At 71.9% G+C, this 21,934-nt stretch carries 17 protein-coding genes and 3 pseudogenes; 7 read left to right on the top strand and 13 right to left on the bottom strand.

What is annotated here, in order from left to right; translation table 11 throughout:
- Positions 1 to 17: 17 nt before the first annotated feature.
- From ACFWUY_RS06915 to ACFWUY_RS06900, 4 genes are all read right to left on the bottom strand, one after another.
- Complete coding sequence (locus ACFWUY_RS06915) at positions 18 to 173, bottom strand: hypothetical protein (protein ID WP_384102874.1); 156 nt, start codon at positions 171 to 173, stop codon at positions 18 to 20.
- A 163-nt stretch (positions 174 to 336) separates the two neighbouring features.
- On the bottom strand, positions 337 to 1,341 hold the full coding sequence (locus ACFWUY_RS06910) for a serine/threonine-protein kinase (RefSeq protein ID WP_384102872.1): 1,005 nt from the start codon (positions 1,339 to 1,341) through the stop codon (positions 337 to 339).
- A complete protein-coding gene (locus ACFWUY_RS06905) occupies positions 1,341 to 2,072 on the bottom strand; it encodes a hypothetical protein (RefSeq protein ID WP_384102870.1) in 732 nt (243 codons plus the stop codon). Before ACFWUY_RS06905 ends, ACFWUY_RS06910 begins: the two co-directional genes overlap by 1 nt.
- Positions 2,073 to 2,076: 4 nt before the next feature.
- Positions 2,077 to 4,809: an FHA domain-containing protein gene (locus ACFWUY_RS06900; protein ID WP_384102868.1), complete on the bottom strand. Its 2,733-nt coding sequence runs from the start codon at positions 4,807 to 4,809 to the stop codon at positions 2,077 to 2,079.
- A 102-nt stretch (positions 4,810 to 4,911) separates the two neighbouring features.
- Here ACFWUY_RS06900 and ACFWUY_RS06895 point away from each other — a divergent pair, with 102 nt between their 5' ends.
- Positions 4,912 to 5,577, top strand: coding sequence for a TetR/AcrR family transcriptional regulator (locus tag ACFWUY_RS06895; RefSeq protein WP_384102866.1), 666 nt, complete (start codon positions 4,912 to 4,914; stop codon positions 5,575 to 5,577).
- On the opposite strand, the gene ACFWUY_RS06890 is transcribed toward ACFWUY_RS06895, so the two are convergent.
- A complete protein-coding gene (locus ACFWUY_RS06890; protein ID WP_384102864.1) occupies positions 5,541 to 6,347 on the bottom strand; it encodes a class II aldolase/adducin family protein in 807 nt (268 codons plus the stop codon). The two genes, ACFWUY_RS06895 and ACFWUY_RS06890, sit on opposite strands and share 37 nt — an antisense overlap.
- A 109-nt stretch (positions 6,348 to 6,456) precedes the next feature.
- Positions 6,457 to 7,288 (bottom strand): annotated as a pseudogene (locus ACFWUY_RS06885) (DUF3626 domain-containing protein).
- 116 nt (positions 7,289 to 7,404) lie between these two features.
- On the opposite strand from ACFWUY_RS06885, the gene ACFWUY_RS06880 reads away from it, so the two are divergent.
- Together ACFWUY_RS06880 and ACFWUY_RS06875 are read left to right on the top strand one after the other, a co-directional pair.
- Positions 7,405 to 8,085 carry a ThuA domain-containing protein gene (locus ACFWUY_RS06880; protein ID WP_384102862.1) on the top strand — a complete coding sequence of 227 codons (681 nt, stop codon included), beginning with the start codon at positions 7,405 to 7,407 and terminating at the stop codon, positions 8,083 to 8,085.
- A 116-nt stretch (positions 8,086 to 8,201) separates the two neighbouring features.
- Positions 8,202 to 9,599, top strand: coding sequence for an NADP-dependent succinic semialdehyde dehydrogenase (locus ACFWUY_RS06875; protein WP_384102860.1), 1,398 nt, complete (start codon positions 8,202 to 8,204; stop codon positions 9,597 to 9,599).
- A 123-nt stretch (positions 9,600 to 9,722) separates the two neighbouring features.
- On the opposite strand, the gene ACFWUY_RS06870 is transcribed toward ACFWUY_RS06875, so the two are convergent.
- Positions 9,723 to 10,745: a PHP domain-containing protein gene (locus tag ACFWUY_RS06870; protein ID WP_384102858.1), complete on the bottom strand. Its 1,023-nt coding sequence runs from the start codon at positions 10,743 to 10,745 to the stop codon at positions 9,723 to 9,725.
- A gap of 11 nt (positions 10,746 to 10,756) precedes the next feature.
- Complete coding sequence (locus ACFWUY_RS06865) at positions 10,757 to 12,841, bottom strand: SpoIIE family protein phosphatase (protein WP_384102856.1); 2,085 nt, start codon at positions 12,839 to 12,841, stop codon at positions 10,757 to 10,759.
- Between the two features lie 351 nt (positions 12,842 to 13,192).
- On the opposite strand from ACFWUY_RS06865, the gene ACFWUY_RS06860 reads away from it, so the two are divergent.
- Complete coding sequence (locus tag ACFWUY_RS06860; protein ID WP_030216321.1) at positions 13,193 to 13,393, top strand: hypothetical protein; 201 nt, start codon at positions 13,193 to 13,195, stop codon at positions 13,391 to 13,393.
- Between the two features lie 196 nt (positions 13,394 to 13,589).
- Positions 13,590 to 14,780: an acyl-CoA dehydrogenase family protein gene (locus ACFWUY_RS06855; RefSeq protein ID WP_384102853.1), complete on the top strand. Its 1,191-nt coding sequence runs from the start codon at positions 13,590 to 13,592 to the stop codon at positions 14,778 to 14,780.
- A 152-nt stretch (positions 14,781 to 14,932) separates the two neighbouring features.
- Here ACFWUY_RS06855 and ACFWUY_RS06850 read toward each other — a convergent pair.
- The 4 genes and pseudogenes from ACFWUY_RS06850 to ACFWUY_RS06835 form a co-directional block, all read right to left on the bottom strand.
- Positions 14,933 to 16,398, bottom strand: a pseudogene (locus ACFWUY_RS06850) (UvrD-helicase domain-containing protein).
- Between the two features lie 236 nt (positions 16,399 to 16,634).
- Positions 16,635 to 16,907: a DUF6083 domain-containing protein gene (locus ACFWUY_RS06845; RefSeq protein WP_384102851.1), complete on the bottom strand. Its 273-nt coding sequence runs from the start codon at positions 16,905 to 16,907 to the stop codon at positions 16,635 to 16,637.
- Between the two features lie 66 nt (positions 16,908 to 16,973).
- Positions 16,974 to 18,347, bottom strand: a complete 1,374-nt coding sequence (locus tag ACFWUY_RS06840; RefSeq protein WP_384102849.1) for a diacylglycerol/lipid kinase family protein — start codon at positions 18,345 to 18,347, stop codon at positions 16,974 to 16,976.
- Between the two features lie 366 nt (positions 18,348 to 18,713).
- Positions 18,714 to 20,030: a DUF2254 domain-containing protein gene (locus ACFWUY_RS06835; protein WP_384102847.1), complete on the bottom strand. Its 1,317-nt coding sequence runs from the start codon at positions 20,028 to 20,030 to the stop codon at positions 18,714 to 18,716.
- Between the two features lie 27 nt (positions 20,031 to 20,057).
- Between ACFWUY_RS06835 and ACFWUY_RS06830 the strand changes: the two are divergent.
- Together ACFWUY_RS06830 and ACFWUY_RS06825 are read left to right on the top strand one after the other, a co-directional pair.
- A pseudogene (locus ACFWUY_RS06830) lies at positions 20,058 to 20,354 on the top strand (transposase); the annotation flags it as partial.
- 797 nt (positions 20,355 to 21,151) lie between these two features.
- Positions 21,152 to 21,664: a potassium channel family protein gene (locus tag ACFWUY_RS06825; protein WP_384102845.1), complete on the top strand. Its 513-nt coding sequence runs from the start codon at positions 21,152 to 21,154 to the stop codon at positions 21,662 to 21,664.
- 60 nt (positions 21,665 to 21,724) lie between these two features.
- Here ACFWUY_RS06825 and ACFWUY_RS06820 read toward each other — a convergent pair.
- Positions 21,725 to 21,934 (bottom strand): DUF2252 family protein (locus tag ACFWUY_RS06820; RefSeq protein WP_384102843.1); only part of this gene is annotated, 210 nt, incomplete at its 5' end.

Genomic DNA, 21,934 nt, shown 5'->3' with positions numbered 1-21,934 from the left:
CCTGGCCCCGGGACGGGTCAGAACAGGCTCCTGACGAGGTCGACGAACCAGTTGAAGGCGACCACCACGAGGACCACGAGTCCGATGAGCACCGCGTAGAACCAGGAGCAGCCGCCCCCGGTGTCCAGGTGGTGATCGTCCCGTCCGCCCAGCTCTCCGTCGAACAGGTCCATGTCCTCCCCCTCTTCGGCCCCGAGGCCCTTTGCGCACGGCCCCCCGGCCCGGCATGGACGTACTCTCGCACGCGTGGTTCCCGCGCCGGAGCAGGGCCTCGTACTCAGAAGGCGGGGGCGGCGTACTCAGACGCCTTCCCGCGAAGGGCGGCCGGGCGGCCTCCTACAGCTCGCGGAACACCGGTCGCGCCCACGCCGGCGGGTCCGGCGGCGGGCCGAGGGGCTCGGGTCCCCTCGGCATCACGGGCCTCGCCCCGCCCCCGCTCCCACCCTCGCCCGAACCCAGCGCACCGCGCAGCTGGGCGACGAACTCCAGGCACGTCCCGTACCGTTCCTCGGGCGTCTTCGCCAGCGCCTTCGCGAACACCGCGTCGGCCGCCTCCGGCAGTCCCGGCCGGACCTCGGAGAGCGGCGGCGGCGGATCGTACTGCTGCGCCCACAGGACCGCCCAGTCGGTGTCACGCCGGAACGGCGGCGCCCCCACCAGGGTCTCGAACACCACGCACGCCAGGCTGTACACGTCGCAGCGGCCGTCCACCGGCTTCCCGGAGATCTGCTCGGGTGCCACGTAGTCGAGGGTGCCGACGAACTCGCCCACCGTGGTGAAGCCGGTGAGCGAAAGCGACTTCTTCGTCAGTCCGAAGTCCGTGAGGTACACGTGCTCCGGGTGGTCGCGGTCGGTGCCCTCGGCGACCAGGATGTTGCCGGGCTTCACGTCCCGGTGCACCAGGTCGTGCGCGTGCGCCGCGTCCAGGGCCGAGGCCACCTGGACGGCGATCCGTCCCGCCTTCACGGGCGGCAGCGGCCCCTCGCGGTCGAGCAGCGCCACCAGGTCCTGGCCGGCCACGTACCGCATGGCGATGTACAGCACGCCCTCCGTCTCGCCCGCCTCGAAGACCGGCACGATGTGGGGGTGGTCGATCGAGGCGGCGACCCGCGACTCGTGCGCGAAGCGCTTGCGGAAGGTGTCGTTGCGGGCCAGCTCGGGCGCGAGCAGTTTCAGCGCCACCGTCCGGCCGAGCCGCAGGTCACGCGCCCGGTAGACGACCGCCATGCCGCCGCGCCCGATCTCGCCCTCCACGCGGTAGCCCGCGATCTCCTTGCCGAGGAGCCCCGAGGGGCGGCCCGCCGGCAGCTCGGGGTCGTCGAGCGGCCCGCCGCCGGCCATCAGCCCTCACCGGCCGTGCCGGGCGGCCGCTCCACGACCTGGGTCGGCGGCTGCTCCACGACCTGGGTAGGCGGCCGTTCCACGACCTGGGTCGGCGGCGGCCCGGCGGCGGCGGACGGGTCGCCCAGCACCACCACCTGGGTCGGCTCGTGCACGGGGGGCGGGGCGCCGTCCCGTTCGCCACCGGGCTTTCCCGGCTCGTTCACGGGGGAGGAGGCGGCGGCGACCGAGGGCGCGGCCGAGGCGGCGTACGTACTGAGCCCCACGCCGTCGCAGTACACCCAGCGCTCGTGCTCCGCGTCGTACAGCCACACCGACTCGCCGTCGACGACCATGCCCACCCGCAGGCCGCGGGTCCGCAGCCGGAAGCGCTCGCCGTCGAGACGGCCCGCCCCCAGCTCCTCCGCGGCGCGCCGGTAGCGGCCGAGCGCGTCCTCGGCGCGGGCGATCAGCGGGCGCGGATCGGCGGTCCTGGTGAGCGGCAGGCCCGCCGCAGGAGGGTCGTCGGGTACGGAGACGAGGAGCCGCGCGTCGACCCACGCCGTCCAGCCGTTGGAGCAGAGGATCCGCCCCCAGTCACCGGCCCGCTCCTCGAGGCGCACCGGCAGGAACGCGTCGAGCGGCACCGTCGGCAGCGCCGGGTCCGGCGCCTCCCAGGCGGCGAGACCGTCACGCGGTACGACATGGGTGGGCCGGAAGTCCGGCACGTACTCGGGCACGGGGACGCTCACGGGCCTACCTCCGCATGACGACCGGCTCGTGGCGGCGCAGCAGCCTGGCCACGAGCAGTCCCAGGACGAGACAGAGCAGCACCATCATGCCCATGTCGAACAGCCAGGCCTCCGCCGTGTGACGCATCAGCGGATCCGTCGTCTTGTCGCTCGGCGCGACCTTCCCGATGTCGATCGTCGCGCCCATCGCCGCGAACGCCCAGCGCGAGGGCACCAGCCAGGCCAGCTGCTCCAGGACGGGGGTGCCCCGTACGGTCAGGAGCGCCCCGCAGAACACCACCTGCACGATCGCGAGGAGGACGAGCAGCGGCATCGTCACCTCCTCCTTGCGGACGAGCGCCGAGACGAGCAGACCGAGCATCATCGCCGTGAAGGCGAGCAGCGCGACGGCGAGCGTGATCTCCACGAGCGGGGGCAGCAGGACGCCCTTTCCTCCGGGCACGTTCAGCGGCACGCCGATCAGGGCCACCAGGGTCAGGACGACCGCCTGCACCACCGTGATCAGGCCGAGGACGACCATCTTGGAGGCGAGGTACGCGGAGCGGGACAGGCCCACGGCTCTCTCGCGCCGGTAGATGGTGCGCTCCTTGACCAGTTCGCGCACGGCGTTCGCCGCGCCCGTGAGGACTCCGCCCACACAGAGGATGAGCAGGACGTTCAGTGTCGACTCGGGGTTGAGGCTTCCCTCGGACAGGGCCCGGGCCATCGCGCCCATCACGAACGGCAGGGCGATCATGATGGCGAGGAAGGTGCGGTCGGCGGCGAGCGCCGCCGCGTACCGGCGCACCAGCGTCCGCAGCTGCGAACCCCAGCTCTGCGCCTTCGGCGGCGGGGCCGGCTCCGGCGGCGGGGCGGCGCCGGGGACGGGGACGTCCGGCCGGGCCATCGCCTCCGTGATGTACCTGCGGTGGAAGCGCGAGGACAGGTACTGGCCGGCCCAGTCGCGGTCGCGGTCGTTCTCGAAGGCCTCGAATGCCTCCGGCCACTGCTCGTACCCGAAGAAGTCGAGAGCGTCCCCCGGCGGCCCGTAGTAGGCGACCCGGCCGCCCGGCGCGAGGACGAGCAGCCGGTCGCACACGTCCAGACTGAGCACGCTGTGGGTGACCACGACGACCGTGCGCCCGTCGTCCGCGAGCCCGCGCAGCATGTGCATCACGGACCGGTCCATGCCCGGGTCGAGGCCGGAGGTCGGCTCGTCGAGGAAGAGCAGCGACGGCTTGGTGAGGAGTTCGAGGGCGACGCTCACCCGCTTGCGCTGGCCGCCGGAGAGACTGTGGATCGGCTGCCCCGCGCGCTCCACGAGACCCAGCTCGCGGATCACCTCGTCCACCCGTGCCCGCCGCTCGGCCGGCACGGTGTCCTCGGGGAAGCGCAGCTCGGCGGCGTAACCGAGGGCCCGGCGCACGGTGAGCTGGAGGTGCAGGATGTCGTCCTGCGGGACGAGCCCGATGCGCTGGCGCAGTTCGGCGTAGTCCCGGTACAGGTCGCGGCCGTCGTAGAGCACCGTGCCCCGGTCGGCGGGGCGCTGGCCGGTGAGCGCGCCGAGGAGCGTCGACTTCCCGGCGCCGGACGGCCCGACGACCGCGAGCAGGCACTTCTGGCCCACCGGGAAGGACACCTCGTCGAGGAGCGTGCGGCGTCCGTGGTCGACGGTCACGGCGAGCCGCTGGACGTCGAGGGAGACCTCGCCGGTGTCGGTGAACTCGACGAGCTGCCCGCCGATCAGACAGAACGCGCAGCGGCCGATGCCGACGATGTCCTCCGGTGTCACCCGGGCGTCGACGACGGGAGCGCCGTTGAGGAAGGTGCCGTTGTGACTGCCGAGGTCGTGGATCCAGTACGTGCCGTCGGGATGGGCGCGGAGCTCGGCGTGCTGCCGGGAGACGACGAGGTCGGAGACGACGACGTCGTTCTCGGGGGCGCGGCCGATGCGGATGCTGTGTGCGGGCAGGGGCCGCACGGAGGTCGGCCGCCGGAAGGTGCCGGTGGCGGCGGGATGCGAGACGGAGGGCGGCCGCGGAGGCGCTCCGGACGGGTGCGCGGACGCGGGCCGGCCGGCCGGGGACGCGGGGGCGCGGTCGTGGTCGGGCCCGGGGCGGGGCTCCGGTGGGGACGGTGGTTCCGGTACGGCGGGCGATTCCGGTACGGCTGACCGCTCGGGTACGACCGGGGACTCCCGCGCGGTCAGAGGCTCCTGTACGACCGGGGGTTCCGGCGCGACGGCGGGCGGGACCGGCGGTTCCGGTACGGCGGCGGGCGGCTCGGGTACGACAGGGGACTCCGGCGCGGTCAGGGGTTCCTGTGCGACCGGAGGTCCCGGTGCGGTCAGGGGCTCCTGCGTGATCGGGGACTCCGGTGCGGTCAGGGGTTCCGCACGGCCCGCCGGGCCCGCGCCCTCCTCCCGGCCGGCCCGCGCCACGGCGGAGAAGACCCCGCGCGGCCCGTCCTCCGGATGCCCGAACCGTACGACCGTCCCGGGGCCCACCTCCCGCTGCCCGGCCATCCGCAGGCCGTCCGCGTAGGTGCCGTTCGTACTGCCCTCGTCCGCCAGCGTCCAACGGCCGCCGACGGCGCTGAGCACCGCGTGGTGCCAGGACGCCCGCGCGTCCGCGAGGACGATGTCGCTGGTGGGGTCCCGCCCGACGCGGTAGACGCGATGCGGATCCATGCGGGTCGCGTCCCCGTCGATCTCGAGGACCAGGTCAGGCGCCGCAGGCGCGACGGGTCGCTCTCCCATGCGTGAATTTTATCCGCCGGTGCTCATCCGCGCCCGGGATGAGGGCGCCGGTAGGGTGGCGTCCGCCGCAGGACGCGGCACCCGACGAAGGAGGAAGAACCCGTGCCGAAAGGTGTCACCAGGAGGCGGCCCCGTACCCGCGCGGCACTCCTGAAGGCCGCCCTGGAGACCTTCGCCGAGCACGGCTTCCACGCGACGACGATCGAGCAGATCTGCGAGCGCGCCGGATACACGCGGGGCGCGTACTACTCGAACTTCGCCAGCAAGGAAGAACTCTTCCTCGCCCTCTTCGACGAGCACAGCGACCGGACCGTGCGCCGGCTCGCCGAGTCGATCGACGCGCTGACGGCGGAGGAGTACACCCTGACCCGGCTCGCGGAACTCGCCGCCCGCGTCGAACCGGACGAGCGCGACTGGTACCTGGTCACGACCGAGTTCACCCTGCATGCCATCCGCGACCCGCAGGCGGCCTGGGTCCTCGCCCGCCACGACGAGCGGCTGCGGACCGAGATCGCGCGCGGCCTCACCCTCGTGCTGCGCCGCGCGGGCCGCGAACTGACCGTGGACGCCGACCGGTTCGCGCGGCTCCTCATCGCCCTGCGCGAGGGCGGTCTCGCGCAGAGCTACGTGGAACCGGACGTCCTGCCGCCCGGCAGCCTGGAGCGCCAGTTCCTCGCCCCGCTCCTGGAGGCCTCGACACGCGAGATCCCCGGCCCGGCGGATCAGGCGGATCAGTCGAAGAGGTCCGGGTCGGACGCGGTGATCTGATCCCACAGCGGGCGCGCCTGGAACCAGCCGGCCAGGTGACCGCCGACCTGGCCCCGGGTGAGCAGCGCCGTCTCGCGGTCGATGAGCTGCGGTGTGCCCGCCGCCATCGCGAGGAGCTGCGCCTGGCAGGAGCGCTCCATCGTGACGAACCACCAGACGGCCTCGGCGACGGAGTGGCCGACGGTCAGGAGCCCGTGGTTCTTGAGGATGACCGCCTTGTGGTCGCCGAGCGCCTTGGCGACCCGCTCGCCCTCCTCGGTCTCGTTCACCACGCCCCGGTAGTCGTCGTAGATCCCGTGGTCCTCGAAGAACGCGCAGGCGTCCTGGGTGATCGGGTCGAGCGGAATGCCGAGACTGGAGAACGCCTTGCCGTGCAGGGAGTGCGAGTGGGCGGCGGCGATCGCGTCGGGCCGGGCGGCGTGGACCCGCGAGTGGATGACGAACGCGGCCCGGTTCACGGGCCGGCGTCCCTCGAGGACCGTCCCCTCGTGGTCCACCAGGATCAGGTCGGAGGCCTTGATCTGACCGAAGCTCATCCCGAACGGGTTGACCCAGAAGGCGTTCGGGTCGCCGGGATCCCGGACGGTGATGTGTCCGGCGACCCCTTCGGAGAAACCGAACCTTCCGAAGATCCGGAATCCGGCGGCGAGTTGCTCCTTGCGGTACCGGCGCTCCTCCTCGACGGAGCCGAAGGTGGGCGGCAGCGGCAGGACGACCCCGTCGGGCAACGGCCCGACGGCGGCGGCGAGCGCGGGAGGCACGGTGCTCATGACGGCTCCTCGGTGAGCGGGTGGGGCACGGCGCGCCAAAAGGTACAGAGATGTATCCGATGCGACAACGGATCACGTACGGAAACAGGCGGCGAGGCCGGGCGCCCGCTCAGTGGTCGGCGGTCGCCCCGAAGCGGGCCAGGCAGTGCCAGACCTTCTTCACGTCCTGCGGGTCGTACCGCCCCGAACCCGCCGCCTCCTGCACGATCCGGGGGTCGAGCCACCCGTCGACCGCCAGGAGGGTGCCCAGTTCCACGTACTCGGGACCGCGAAAGTCCGGGTGGCGCCGCAGTTCGGTGACGGAGAGCCGGAAGCCGCCGTGCCACTCGACGGGACACGGCAGCCGGCGGGCGGCCGCCTCCACCTCCGTGCCCCGGTGGCTCGGGTCGAGGACCAGCGCCTCCACGTCGCGCCCGATCGCCGTCGGCCCGTGGACCTGCGCCTCGATGTAGTCGTCGAGCGGGTCCGCGTCGTCGGCCTCGGCGAGGGCGATCAGACCCATCCGGGACGCCACGCCGAAGTCGGTGGGCTCCAGGAAGCTGTCCGGGTAGCAGAAGGTCGCCCGCTCCAGGGCGGCGGCCGTCAGCCGCAGATGGGCGGAGCCGAAGCGGGGGGGCGGCGCCGAAGGGGCGGCGGCGGAAGTTCAGTGCGCCGTAGACCGGGCGCGTGTCCGCGGGGGCCTCGTCGTACGCCCCGCCGAAGATGCGGCTCTCCCAGCGCCGGCGGTCTCCGCCGGGATGGGCGGTGAGGCCGCCGTTGCTCGTGCCGGTGACGAACTGCGAGCGGTAGACGCCCTCGTCCGCGAGCCGGTGGAGGAAGTGCGGATGGAAGTTGAGGGTGACCCGCAGGGAGGGGTCGAGCGGGTCTCCGGCGGAACGGTCGGCCACATGGGCGAGGGCCTTGCGGGCGTGGGCGGACGCGGGGGTGTCGATCGTCGTCATCGGGGCAGTGTGCCGGAGCGGCGGGGGCTGCGGCCCGGGGTTTTCGGTGGCGACGGTCGCCATCTGGTAGAAAGCGCTTACCGTCCTTTTGTTTCCCTCGTTCTGGAGTCGACCGCGTGTCCACCGCAGACGTCCTGATCTACACCCGCACCACCGGCTACCGCCACGAGTCGATCCCCGACGGCGCCGCCGCGCTCGCGGAGCTGGCCCATGACCTCGGACGGCCGGCCGAGGTCACCGAGGACCCAGGCGCCTTCACCCCCGGGCGCCTGGCAGGCTGCGCCGTCGTCGTCCTGCTGTCCACGACCGGGAACGTCCTGACGCCCGAGGGGCGCGCCGCCTTCGAGGCGTACCTGAGGGGCGGCGGGGCCGTCCTCGCCGTCCACGCGGCGGCGAACGCCGAGCCGGACTGGCCCTTCTACGGCGACCTGCTCGGCACCCGCTTCGACGGCCACCCCGAGATCCAGCCGGGCATCGTCCTCGTCGACGACCACGACCACCCCGCCACCGCCCCGCTCCCGGACCGCTGGGCCCGGACCGACGAGTGGTACAACTTCACTTCCGACCCGCGGGGGACCGGTGCGAAGACCGGCCCCGACCGCGTACGGATCCTCGCCCGGGCCGACGAGTCCACCTACCGCGGCGGCACCCACGGCGACGACCACCCGCTCGTCTGGTGCCGCCAGGTGGACCGGGGACGCTTCTTCTTCACCGCCCTCGGCCACGCCCCGGAGACGTACCGCGACCCGGCCTTCCGCGCGCACCTCTCCGGCGCGCTGGCCTGGCTGACCGCCTGACCGGGTCGCGTCCCCCCGGCCCCGATCCGGGTCACCCCACCGCCCCGTCCCTGTTGCGCTCCGCCGTGCTTGGCGGAAGGTTGCAGACGGGGGCCGATGACAGGAGGAGACAGGTCATGGGCATCGCCACCGTGAACCCCGCGACCGGCGAGACGCTGCGCACCTACGAGGCCCACGGGCCCGAGGAGGTCGAGCGACGGATCGCCGCCGCGCACGAGGCGTACCGCCAGTACCGCACCACCTCCTTCGCCGACCGCGCCCGCCTCATGCGTGCCGCCGCGAACCTCCTCGACGAGGACACCGAGGACATCGCCCGCACCATGACCGTGGAGATGGGCAAGCCGATCACCGCCGCCCGCGCGGAGGCCGGCAAGTGCGCCAAGGCCATGCGCTGGTACGCCGGCAACGCCGAGGAACTCCTCGCCGACGAGCACCCGGCCGAGAGCGACGTCCAGGACTCCGGCGCGGACGTGGCCCGCGTCCACTACCGGCCCCTCGGCCCGATCCTCGCCGTCATGCCGTGGAACTTCCCGCTCTGGCAGGTGGTCCGCTTCGCCGCGCCCGCCCTCATGGCGGGCAACACCGGCCTCCTCAAGCACGCCTCCAACGTGCCGCAGACCGCGCTCTACCTCGGCGACCTCTTCCGCCGCGCCGGATACCCCGAGGGCTGCTTCCAGACCCTCCTCATCGGCTCGAGCGACGTCGAGGCGGTGCTGCGGGACCCCCGGGTGGTCGCCGCCACCCTCACCGGCAGCGAACCGGCGGGCCGGGCCGTCGCCGCCGTCGCGGGCGACGAGGTGAAGAAGACCGTCCTGGAACTCGGCGGCAGCGACCCGTACATCGTCATGCCCTCCGCCGACATCGTCGGTGCCGTGAAGACCGCCGTCACCGCGCGCGTACAGAACAACGGGCAGTCCTGCATCGCCGCCAAGCGGTTCATCGTCCACCAGGACGTGTACGACGACTTCTCCGAGCGCTTCACGGCCGCCATGAACGCCCTGAGCGTCGGCGACCCCCTCGACGAGTCCACCGACGTCGGGCCGCTCGCCACCGAGCGGGGCAGGACCGACCTGGAGGAACTCGTCGACGACGCGGTACGGCGGGGCGCCACCGTCCTGTGCGGCGGCCACCGCCCCGAATCCCCCGCGCTCGGGAACGGCTGGTACTACCAGCCCACCGTCCTCACCGGCATCACCCCGGAGATGCGGATCCACCAGGAGGAGACCTTCGGCCCGGTCGCCACGGTCTATCCGGTCGCCGACATCGAGGAGGCGGTGGCCGTCGCCAACGACTCCCCGTTCGGACTCAGCTCCAACGTCTGGACCCGCTCACCGGAGGACCTCGCCTTCTTCGTCCGGGACCTGGAGGCCGGCGGCGTCTTCGTCAACGGCATGACCGCCTCGCACCCGGCGCTGCCCTTCGGCGGGATCAAGCGCTCCGGATACGGCCGGGAACTCTCCGGCCACGGCATCCGCGAGTTCTGCAACGCGACCACGGTCTGGCAGCGCGCCTGAACCCGAGGGCGGTCCCTCCCCGGCCGGGGCTCAGGCCGCCGCCCTCGACCGGGGCTCAGGCGGCCTCTCCGGCTGGAGCTCAGGCCGCCGCCCCCGGCCGGACCCAGGCCGCCCCGGCCGGGCTCAGCCCGCCGTCCACTCCAGCAGGCGTTCCACCGGCCAGGTGTTGATCACCCGGTCCTCCGGTACCCCGCACTCCTCCGCCCGCGCGCAGCCGAGGATCTGCCACTCCAGCTGGCCGGGGGCGTGCGCGTCCGTGTCCACCGCGACGTACGTGCCCGCCGCCACCGCGAGCCGCAGCAGCCGGCGCGGCGGATCCAGCCGCTCGGGGCGGCTGTTGATCTCGACGGCCGTCTCCGCCTCCGCGCACGCGGCGAACACCCGCTCCGCGTCGAACTCGGACTCCGGCCGCAGCCGCCCGCCCGCCACCAGACGGCCCGTGCAGTGCCCGAGCACGTCCATCAGCGGGTCGCGCACCGCCCGTTCGAGGCGCCGGGTCATCGTCCTCGCGTCCGTCCGGAGCTTCGAGTGGACCGAACCGACCACCAGGTCCAGACGGTCGAGCAGTCCGGGCTCCTGGTCCAGCGAGCCGTCCTCCAGGATGTCGCACTCGATCCCGGTCAGCAGACGGAACGGCGCCCACTCCTCGTTCAGCCGGGCCACCACGTCCAGCTGCTCCCGCAGCCGCTCGGGCGACAGGCCCCGCGCCACCGTGAGCCGGGGCGAGTGGTCGGTCAGCACCGCCCACTCGTGGCCGAGCGCCGCCGCCGCACGGCCCATGTCCTCGATCGTGGCACCGCCGTCCGACCAGTCCGAGTGGAGGTGGCAGTCGCCGCGCAGGGCCGCCCGCAGCGTCTCACCGCCGCTCCCGGGCCCGGACCGCAGCGACTCCTCCAGTTCCTTCTCCAGACGGGCCAGGTGCTCCGGCACCCGCCCCGCCAGCGCCTCGCGCACCACGGCCGCCGTCTTCGGCCCGATCCCCTTCACGGACTCCAGGGTGCCCGCGTCCGCCCGCCGCGCGGCCTCGCCCTCCGGCAGGGAGGCGACCGCGCCCGCCGCCGTACGGAACGCCTTCGCCCGGTATCCCGGCGCCCGCGCACGCTCGAGCAGGAACGCGATCCGGTTCAGCGCGGCCACGGGATCCATGACGCTCCTTCTCAGGCACCGTTCGGGGCGGTGTCGGCCGGCACCTGTACGGGCCCGATCTCGCACCACACCGCCTTGCCCTCGCCGCGCGGCTCGACCCCCCACCGGGAGGCGAGCGCGTCGAGCAGCATCAGCCCGCGCCCCGAGGTGGCGGCTTCGCCGGGGGTGCGCCGCCGGGGCCAGGCGCTCGACCGGTCCTGCACCGAGAGCCGTACCCGCCGCACCGGCTCGGGCAGCACTTCGAGGGTCAGCACCGCACCGCCCTCGGTGTGCAGCAGGACGTTGACGAGCAGCTCGCCCGTCATCAGTTCGGCGTCGTCGGCCAGTTCCGGCATGCCCCAGTCGCGCAGCGCCTGCCCGACGGCCGCGCGCGCGTCCGAGAGGCCCTGCGGGTCGGCCTGGTGGATGTACTGGTGGATGCGCGGCGCCTTCGGCGTCCCCGGGTCGGGGCTGCGCCGCAGCACGAGGAGCGCCACGTCGTCGCCCGAGCCCCAGCGCTCCCACAGCCGCTCGGACAGGTGGTCGGCGAGCGCCTCAGCCTGCGGCGGACCGGTCCTGATCGCCTCCGAGAGCGCGACGAGTCCGGCCTCGATGTCCGAGCCGGGCTGTTCGACGAGACCGTCCGTGCACAGCACGAGGGTCTCCCCGGGCACGAGGTCGAGCCGGGTCTCGGGGAACTCCTCGTCCCCGAAGACGGTGGCGAGCCCCAGCGGCAGCCCACCGCGCAGATTGGGCTGTCCGACCCGGCCGTCGATGTGCCGGATCAGCGGCCCCAGATGCCCGGCCCGCACCGCCCGCAGCGTGCCGCTGCCCAGGTCCACCTGGGCGTATGTGCAGGTGGCGAAGCGGTTGGTGTCCAGTTCGGCGAGAAACCGGGAGGCCCGGGCCAGGACCGTCGACGGGGCGTGCCCCTCGCCCGCGTACGCGCGCAGGGCGATCCGCAGCTGTCCCATGATCGCGGCGGCGTGCGTGTCGTGCCCCTGCACGTCGCCCACGACGATCCCGACCCGGCCCCGGGGCAGCGGGATCACGTCGTACCAGTCGCCGCCGACCTGCCGGCCGCTCCAGGCCGCGTGGTAGCGGACGGCGATCTCACCGCCGGTGATCTCCGGGATGCGGCGGGGCAGCATCGTCGCCTGGAGCCCCGTCGCGAGCTCCCGCTCCTCGTCGAAGAGGATCGCCCGCTGGAGCGACTGGGCGACGATCGCGGCGAGGCCGAGCGCGAGGTTGCGCTCGTCGGCGTTGAACGAGGTGCGGCCCCGGTAGAACAGGGCCATGCCGCCGAGGGACCGTGCCTGCGCCACCAGCGGCAGATAGCAGGCGGCCCGGAAGTCGAGGTGGGCCAGGTAGGGGGCGAGCTCGGGGAAGTCCCGCCCGAGCGACGAGAACGAGGAGACGAACCGGGGCCGCCCGCTCAGCACGGCCTCGGCCAGCGGCAGCCCTCGATCAAGGCGGCGGATCCGGAGGTCGCTCAGTACGTCGAGGGACTCGCCGCTGAGCGCGATGATGTTGAGCGAGCCGTTCTCGACGAGCCCGAGCGCGAGCCCGTCCGCACCGAGCCGGGCGAGTCCGCCGGGACCGGTCAGCGCGGCCGTCACGTCGTCCACCGTCACCGCGCGCGACAGGGCGTTCGTCGTTCGCTCGACGATGCTCGTCTGCACCTCGCGCCGCTTCTCCAGCTCCTGCACGAAGGCGAAGCGGGTGACCTCGGCGGTGGTGTCCCGCACGATGCCGACGATCCGCCGGGCCCATCCGTCGGGCGAGCGCAGGATACGGGCCTGCACCTGCGTCCAGTGGGGTGGCCCGTCGTCCTGCGGGATGGGGAAGTGCGCGGTGTACGAGACCTCTCCGCCGGTGACGGCCCGCCGTACGACCTCTTCCAGCTTGACCCGCTCGTCGGGGGCGAGACGTTCGACCAGCGTCGCCGGACGGCCGTCGTAGGCGTCCGGGGTCAGCCCGAAGACCAGCAGCCCGGACGCGTCGACATCGATGGTGCCCGTGTCGAGATCCCAGTCGAAGCTGCCGGCCCGGTTCATGGCGAGCCACTCGGCGGGCCCGATCTCGCCGTTGCGCGTATGCCGGTCGTCATCGGTCATCCTCCCCATTGTCGAACCCGCACCCCGCCGACGCCATGGCGGTGACACGGCGTGGCGCGAGTTCGCCTCGCCGACGGGGATGCCGCCGGGGCGGGGGTTACGGGTGGTACGGGCGGGGCGGAGGGGACGGCAGTGCGGAGGGGGCGGCGGGGCGGAGGGATGGCGGGCCCGCGCGACGGGCCGCCCACCGCCCCGGCCGGGCGCCGGGACGCGGTCGCCCCGGCGCCTGGGAGCGCCCGGTGGCGGCCGCCTCGCCGCCTGTCCGGCCGCGGCGCTCTCCACCCGCCCGGATGCGCTCCGGGTGACCGGACACGAGAATGGCCAGTGCCGGAAGAATACGTAGGAGGCGGCATGAACGCTGAGCCCGACAAGACGTCCCTGGGGGACTTCCCGACGCCCGACCGGCTGCTGCACGCCGGTTCGGAGGGCGAGTTCACGGCGGAGGACCTGGTCCTCGCCTCCGGCCGTGACGTCAATCCGAAGAGCCTCGCCTGGGCGGAACGCCGCATGGCGGAGAAGGGTCGCGCCTCCATGGACGAGCTCCTGCCGTAGACCGGCCCGAGCCCGGTCCAGGAACCCTCCTCAGCACCTACCCCGTCGCCCCGGATCCGAAGGTACCGATCCGGGGCGACGGGCTGTCCGGAGCCGCCCCGAGGCTTCCGCATTTATGGAACACGTTCTACCGTGGCCGCCGTCGCGCGTCTCACCGCACCGAGGACGCCGCAGGACCGCCGCCACGGGAGGCCTCATGCACCTCGAATACACGCCCGCCCAGAACCGCCTGCGCGCCGAGCTGCGTACGTACTTCGCCGAGCTGGTCCCGGACGACGTCCACACCCGCTACGCGGACCCGGCCGCGCAGAAGCGCTTCTACCGGGAGACCGTGCGCCGGCTCGGCACCGACGGCTGGCTGGGGGTCGGCTGGCCGACCGAGTACGGGGGACGCGGGCTGACCCCCATGGAGCAGTTCATCTTCTTCGACGAGGCCGCGCAGGCGGGCGTGCCCCTGCCGCTCATGGCGCTGAACACGGTCGGACCGACGATCATGCGGTACGGCACCGAGGAGCAGAAGGCGTACTTCCTGCCCCGCATCCTCTCCGGCGAACTCGACTTCGCCATCGGCTACAGCGAGCCCGACGCGGGCACCGACCTCGCGGCCCTGAAGACGCGCGCGGTACGGGAGGGCGACGAGACCACCGGCCACTACACGGTGAACGGCCAGAAGATCTGGACCACGAACGGCGACACCGCCGACTGGGTCTGGCTCGCGGTCCGCACCGACGCCGACGCGCCGCCCCACAAGGGCATCACCATGCTCCTCGTCCCGACGACCGACCCGGGCTACTCGTGCACGATCATCAACACCCTCGCCTCGCACGACACGACCGCCAGCTACTACGACGACGTCCGGGTCCCGGCTTCCCGCCGCGTCGGCGAGGAGAACAAGGGCTGGCGCCTGATCACCAACCAGCTCAACCACGAGCGCGTCACCCTGGCCGCCCACGGCACCATGGCGATCCGCGCGCTCCACGACGTACAGCGCTGGGCCGCCGCCACCCCGCTCACCGACGGCCGCCGCGTCATCGACCTGCCCTGGGTCCGTCGCTCCCTCGCCCGCACCCACGTCCGGCTCGACGCGATGAAACTCCTCAACTGGCAGATGGTGAGCGCCGTTCAGCACGGCACCCTCACCCCGCAGGACGCCTCCGCCGTCAAGGTCTACGGCTCCGAGGCCCGCCGGGACGCCTACGCGGCCCTCATGGAGGTCGTCGGCGCCGCAGGCGCCCTCAAGGAGGGGTCGGCGGGCACGGTCCTCCACGGCGAACTGGAACGCGGCTACCGCTCGGCCGTCATCTTCACCTTCGGCGGCGGCAACAACGAGATCCAGCGCGAGATCATCTCCTGGATAGGCCTGGGCATGCCCCGGGTACGCCGGTAGAAGGCTGTGACGAAGATTTATGGTTGGCGCAAAAGAGGGATAGTTGGCACCAAGATCGTTTGCCCTTCTTCGACGTGGTCCTGGTCGTCAGGCGAGTCTTCCCGAGAGGTTCGTCACCCCGACTCGAAGGTCTGCACGCGGGGCTGACACCCTCAGGATCGGCCCTGAAAGTGTTCGTTGATCCAGGACAGGCTGCCGAGGTCAAGCCGGTGGCTGGCGCGGGTGACGGCGACGCGGGCGAGGCGTGCTTCGCCTACGTCGATCGGCCCCGGCACAGGCCGTCCCCTGTCATCCTGCTCGGCGGTGTCCTGGGGAGGCATGAAGTCGTCGGCGATCTTCACGCTGTTCCACTCCCGTCCTTTGGCCTTGTGAGCCGTGGACACGGTGATCTCGGCGTTGAGTTCGTGGCTGAGCCGGCCGACGGCGGCGAGGATGGCCGGGGTCCCGTGGGTGTCCACGAGGTCCACCAAGGGCTGGAGGTCTCGTCCGGACGGGTCGTACGCGGCGTAGTCCTGAACGGCTCCCCAGGTGGGGAACAGGACGAGTTCGGGGTGGCTTGTGGGGCGGCCCTCCTGGAGCTGCTGGGCGGCGAGAGCGAGGGAACGGAGGCTCTCTCCGCCTCCCGCAAGCGCGACCCGGCTGCCGTAGGACAGGAGAGCCATCACATGGTGTATTGCCCCCACGTTGGTCCGGCACAGGACTGCGTCGGGGGCGGCGACCGGACCGAGATCGGTGGATCTGGTGGTGCTGCCGCTGAGACGCAGTGGCGATTCGGCGAGGGCAAGCCACCTGTTGGCTTCCGTTGCGAGACCGGGTCCGAATCGAAAGGACATGGGAGAGCGTGAGGTGCGTTCCTTCGAAACCGGTCATGACGTCCTTGGCGCCGCGCCAGTGGTAGATGGCCTGAGCGGAGTCCCCGACCATGACGAGCTGGGCGTGTTCCCGCTGGCCGTTGAAGATCTGCTCGATGACGGGGTTCGTGTCCTGGGCCTCGTCGAGGAAAAGGAAGTCGGCGTGGATCTTCGGATTGGTCATGGACCAGATCTTGAGGAAGTGGTCGGGGCCGAATCGGACCGCCCCGTCGTCCGGATTCTGCAGGTCGGCCCAGACCGTCTCGGCGAAAGGGAGTACCAGATCAGCGAGCTCCTGATGCTGATCGGTGGCGTCGATTCCGCGCAGGAGCGGGACGTGGCGTGGTGTGAACGCGGCGTCTGCGGAATGGCAGAAGCGGGTCACCGTGCGCAGGACGGCGTTGGACAGGGTGGTGGGGTTCAGAATGTTCCCGGCGATATGGACGGGACGGTTGATCCCTAGGACTTGCCCTGTCCACCAGGCGGGGCGGCGGGGGACACCGAGCCGACGGGAGTGTCGGTGGCCGACAGCCGCATAAGCCAGTGCGTGGGCGGTCTTGCAGGTGACAGTGGAGGGGAAGCGTGAGGCGGCTTCTTGGGCGATGGCGCGGTTGTATGCGAGGTAGCGGCCCTCGGCGTTTGGCGCCGTGGGCAAGCAGGGCGAGTGTGGAGGTCTTGCCGGTCCCGGCCCCGGCCTGAAGGGCCATGTGATGGCCTGCGTTGAAGCGGTCGGCTGCGTGTGCCTGCTCGTCGGTGGGGGTGAACAACGGTGCGTACTCCGAATCGGGGGATGGGCGTGGGGCGGGTGGGACCTTGTGGCGTGTGCGGGTTCAGCCGCGTCGGCGCGGCTCCTCGGGGAGCCGGGTGGCCAGGTACTCGCGGTGAAGCAGGGGATCGAAAGGCTCCCAGTCGGACAGGGCGAGGTCCGCTGCACCGGGTGTCGCCGCATGGGCCGGACAGCGTTGAGTGCGCCAGCGCACCTGTTCCCGGTAGGGGATGCCGCTCAGGTCGTACACGGCGAGGTCGACCGCAGACAGGGGTGGGCGACGCCGGTGACCAGGTGCCAGCGGTGCCGGGCGGGAGCCAGAGCCGACGGCATTTCGGCGGGATGAAGGCCGACGTGCTGGTGGCCGCTCGTGGCGTGCCGGTCGATGCGGTTGCCGCATTCCCGGCAGCGGGATGGCTGCGCGCTGCGCAGCAGCCGGCTGGGGCTGTCGCCGGCGATGGTCACGCCGCCCAGCCCCCTGACGCCGCCGGACCTCACCGGTGCGGGCATCGTGAAGTCCTCCACGTGGATCTACCGGATCTTGCTGACGGCTGTCCGGGGGTGATGCACTCGGAGTCACGAGACAGGCGCCCCGCCGGGCCGGCCCTCCGCTGCCTCGCCCGGCTGTGTCCGGCCGAGGGCCAGTGTGAAGACCTCGCGCCAGTCCATGGGCGGACTGGCCGCCGGGCCCCCCGGGCGAAGCCTTGGTACCAGTACGCGCAACGCGCCGGGGCGGATGGAGCAGGTGACGGGTGCGGGCATGGTCAGGGACTCTCCGTCCACGCCGACCGGGAGGCTCTCCGCGTCAGACCTGATGACGATCTGGTGGGAGGTCAGTTCGTGGAGGCCGGCCGCCCTGGCACCCAGGAGCGCGACGTCGGCCGCCTGGGCCGCGTTGGTCACCCGGATCCCGACGAGACCCAGCGCTCCGAGGTCGAGCCGGGGTCTGCGGCCGCCCAGGGTCATCGGTTCTGGGGCGTCGTAGGGATTGTTGCTGATCAGCAGCGCCTGCTGGGACTCCAGGCGCGTGTCGTCCGTCACCGCGTCGAGAGGGTGACCGGCGTATCCGAGCAGGAGGTCGGGCAGTGCGTCCAGTGCTGTGTCTGCCTTGGCATCCCGATAGTCCGGACGCTGCACGATCTCCGCGTAGATGCCGAACGAGGCTGTGTTGACGAAGGTGCGGCCGCCCACGATGCCCAGGTCGATCCGGAGTTCCTCCCCGTCGGTCAGTGCGTCCAGGCACCGGGCCGGGTCCTCGCGGTCCAGGCCGAGGTCCATGGCGAAGTGGTTCCTGGTGCCCGCGGATATCACGAGGAACGGCAGGTCGTGCTCGGCGGCCACCTCGGCCACAAGGGCCTGAGTGCCGTCACCGCCCGCCACCCCGAGCAGGTCCGCGCCCTCGGCCACCGCCTGACGGGCGAGGGCGGCGACGTCCGTCTTGACCGCCGTGTCCAGCAGCACCACCCGGGCGCCCAGCGCCTCGGCCTTCTCGACCAGGCCGAACCGGCCGACCTTGCCACCGCCCGATTTCGGGTTCATGATCAGCACTGGACGCCGGGGGCGGGGGCCCGCGGCAACCGCCTGCATCCCCTGGGGTTGGTGCACCGCGCGCAGCGCCGACCGTCCGCACACCACAGCGGCTGCCCACAACGCGATGGCGATCAGCGCCGTGAGCCACACATCAGCCCAGGCGTAGATGACCAGGATGGCCACCGGCGCGGCCACCATCAGTAGCGCCCCGGCCACTCGAACCGCGCCACGCCGAGACAGCGCCCACCACGTACCCATGCCCGTGAGCACCGAGCCGACCACCCCGACCACCAGGATGAGCAGACCGCCGGCGCCGCCCGCTGCCACCAACGCCACCACCGCGCCCAGCGCGCAGACCAACGCCAGCCGGGCCGATCGCCGAGCATGCGCCGGTGCGCCGGAAAGGTGCGACTGCGACATCGTCCTTACCTCCTGGCCGGTCCTCACACTGTGCGCGGGGCTACGGGTTACGAAGGAACTCGCCCTACCCGGTCGTCTCCTGACCGGATCGGGCATGGCTGCGGTCAGCGCAGGGAGCATGGTTCTCCTGCGCCATATCCATATATCGACCTTACGGACGTTCTGACCTGCGTGCACGCTCATGCCGGAGCGAGACGCGGCCGCCTCGAATGAACAGCTTTGGTCGGGACTTGGTTGGGGGTGGAACAGTGAGACGTCGGGGTCGCGCACGGTTCGGCGGGATCCTCCGGCCGATGAACCGCGGGCGACGAACGACATCATGGAGAGAGCGTCGTCGGGCCGCGCGTGTCGTGGTTCGGTGCGTTTTCAGGGACCGTCCTGCGGCGAGCCCTGACCCTCCTGCGCGTCGTCTTCATCTGCGCCGGTACCGATGCCCTGACGGTCGCCCGTCATGGCGAAGGCACGCTGGTCCGGATCTCCGAACGTCCGCTCGACCGCGGCGTCCAGTCGGTGGAGCTCCGTCTCGACCGCGGCCCGGTTCCCGGCTTGTACGGTCTCCAGGAGCCTGTCCAGCAGTGCCCTGATCCGGCGGCACACCTGGACGGACGTCACGCCGAAGTCGCGGATCTCGCTGACGGCGAGCTGGAGGTAGTCCTCCCACGACCGGTCCGGCACGACCAGCAGAGCCCTGCCTCGTTCGTCAGTGACGACATGGCGCTTGCGCAGTGTGGCGCTGTCGAGGGTGTGGAGGAACGCTTCGATGTGGTCGAGTACCTGGATGGCGGTGGTGGGGTCGTTGACGGCGGGGGACAGTGCGCGGGTGGCGATGTCGACGAGGACTCGCAAGGCGAAGGCCGGGTCCTGCTCGATGGTGCGCTCGACGCCGAGGGCGATCTTTCCTCGCACGCGGCGGGGGGCTGGGCGGGTGGTTCCGCCGTGGATTCGCGCGAGGGTGGCTCCGGGCGGCAGGAAGTCCCCGACCGGGTGGGTCAGGACGATCGTGCACTCGTGGTGGGCCGCGAGGGCGATCAGCCCGCCCACATCGATGGCTTGGATGGCGCCGGCGCGTGTGGCGGAGACGGGGGTCGCCGGTCCTGGGGGCAGCGTCCGGCTGTGGAAGGCGGTCGCGTTGCGGTCCGCTGCCGTCAGCTCGGCGATCAGGCGCTGGCCCATGCGCCCGACGATGGCAGCGGTCGCGACCGGCCGCAGGCTGTGGGCGAAGCGGTTCAGGTAGACGAGCAGGAGCACGAGGCTGACGGCGCCGCCCAGGCCGGCCAGGGTAATGCCGAGGTCCGGCACTGTCTCCGCCCCGATCGAGGTCAGGAGGAAGAAGGCGAAGGAGAAGGTGGCGGTGAACGTGGCAAGGACGGCTTTCTGAAGGTAGCTCCGGTACCAGATTCGCATGTAGCGCGGGGACAGGGTGCCGGTGGCCTGTTGGACGACCAGGACGCCGATCGTGACCACGAAGCCCACCAGGGCGATCATCGCTCCGACGATCGAGCTCAGCACGCTGCTGGCGGTCGACTCGGCGTAGGTCCAGGTCGACGGCAGTGCGCCGGTACCGTCCACCACGACGGCCCACTGGGCGAGGAGCGCCCCGAGGACCATCCCGAGCATCGGCGTCAGCCACAGGGAATCACTGAGGTACTTCGAGAACCGGAACCGGGTTGCCCAGGACATCATCACGAAACCTCCCGCCCAGGGACGGACAAAGCGCGACGACGCCCCGACATTCTGCTGGCCGACCGCGGCCACGACCACGACAAGTACCGCCGCCTCGTCTGGGCCCAGGGCATCAAACCCGCGATCGCCCGCCGAGGCGTCCCGCACGGCTCCGGCCTCGGCGTCCACCGCTGGGTCGTCGAACGGACGATCGCCTGGCTTCACGGCTTCCGGCGCCTACGCGTCCGAGGGGAACGACGCGACGACATCCACGAGGTTTTCCTCGGCCCCGCTACCTGCCTGATCACCCACCGACACGTCCAACGCCTTTGTGAGGACCTCTAAGCGGCCCGTGCCCATCCCGCCGCAGTTCGTCCGTGCGCTCGCCACCCCCATCGAACGTTTCGGCGTGGCACAGGACGGTTGGCTATTTCGGACCGGGAAGGGGAACTATGTAGATGCATCGGCATACGGCGTCACGTGGGCGCGGGCCGGGGAGTACGGCCTGACACGTCTGGAGCGCGCCTCAGGTCTGGCCGAGAGGCCCTACGACCTTCGGCACGCCGGAGTCTCCTTCTGGTTGCACTCCGGCGTCGACCCGGCCGAGTGCGCCCGCCGGCCGGGCCGGCCGGAGCGTCGAGGTCCTCTTCCGCTTCTACGCCAAGTTCCTGGACGGGGCCGGGAGTTCCGGCGCGGGTCGACTGCTGTGATGGATGAGGCTGCGTCTGGCGTCTGGTGGGCAAAAGACCAGTTCAGGCGCCTCTCTTTGTGTCCCTGGAAGAACCCGAGCTTCTTCGGCGAGTACGACACCAGCAGCACTGGTGGCGACCTGAAGAAACGACCGTCGTAGTGCCGTCGGCCGGCGTCGTGGTCCGGGTATGGTCCGGATCTTGGCCGGAGCCTCCCGGATCGCCCGTAACAGGTCACCTATCGATGTCCGGGTGAGGCCATGGTGCGTGATTGACGTCGGCGCCGCCGGGCCGGTGACCTCGTGGTGCGCCTGCCGTACGGCATCGGAATCGCCCGGCAGAGTGTGACTGCCCTCTGGCAGGCGCAGTAGCGCGGTCACGGCATCCTGTACGACCGAGAGGGGAAACGTGGGCAGGGATCCACACGGCCGTCGAGCGGCTCTACTCACCACGGTGCGTTCTCTTCTGACACTGGCGGTCCTCCTGGCTGCCTACTACGTGCTGCCCCTCGACTCGGCCTTCACGGCGGCCACCGTCTTGGCGCTCCTGGGTGGTGGCGTGGTGGTGGCCGCGCTCCTGGTCTGGCAGGTGCGCACGATCATGCGTTCCGCCCGGCCGGGTCTTCGGGCCTTGACCGCGTTGGCGACGGCGCTTCCCCTCTTCCTGCTGCTGTTCGCCGCGACCTACTACCTGTTGGCGCACAGCGCGCCGGAGAGTTTCAGCGAATCGCTGTCGCGGACCGACGCCCTGTACTTCACGATGACGGTGTTCAGCACGGTCGGCTTCGGCGACATCAGCCCGCGCAGCGAACCCGCGCGGCTGCTGGTCATGGGTCAGATGGTGGCCAACCTGCTGCTGATCGGCGTGGCTGCCCGACTCTTGGTGGGAGCAGTCCAGGAGGGCCGCCGGCTGCAAGGCCGTGCACCTACGGACGGGGCGAACGACAGCTCGCCCACCGAGCGGTGACCTGATGAGGGGTTCCCCGGAAGGCAGCGGTTCCACAGGCCCCGGGGCCCCTTCCCCCGGTCAGGTCGTCGGCAGTTCCTCCGCGGGCAGCCGGCCCGCGGCTACGGCGTCGACGAGGGCCTGGTGGTCGCGCTCGTTCTGGTCGGCGTAGGCTTCCGCGAACGTGGCGAGGGCCCGGTCGAAGGAGTCGCCGCTGCCCAGGTACGCGGCGATCGCGATCCGGTCGCCGGACCGCGCGTGCGCACGGGCCAGCGTGACGCCGCACAGCTC

The organism is Streptomyces sp. NPDC058664, from assembly GCF_042716635.1.
Classification (GTDB): Bacteria; Actinomycetota; Actinomycetes; order Streptomycetales; family Streptomycetaceae; genus Streptomyces.
Note: the sequence above shows the minus strand (reverse complement) of the source record. Positions and strands in the feature narration are given on the sequence as shown.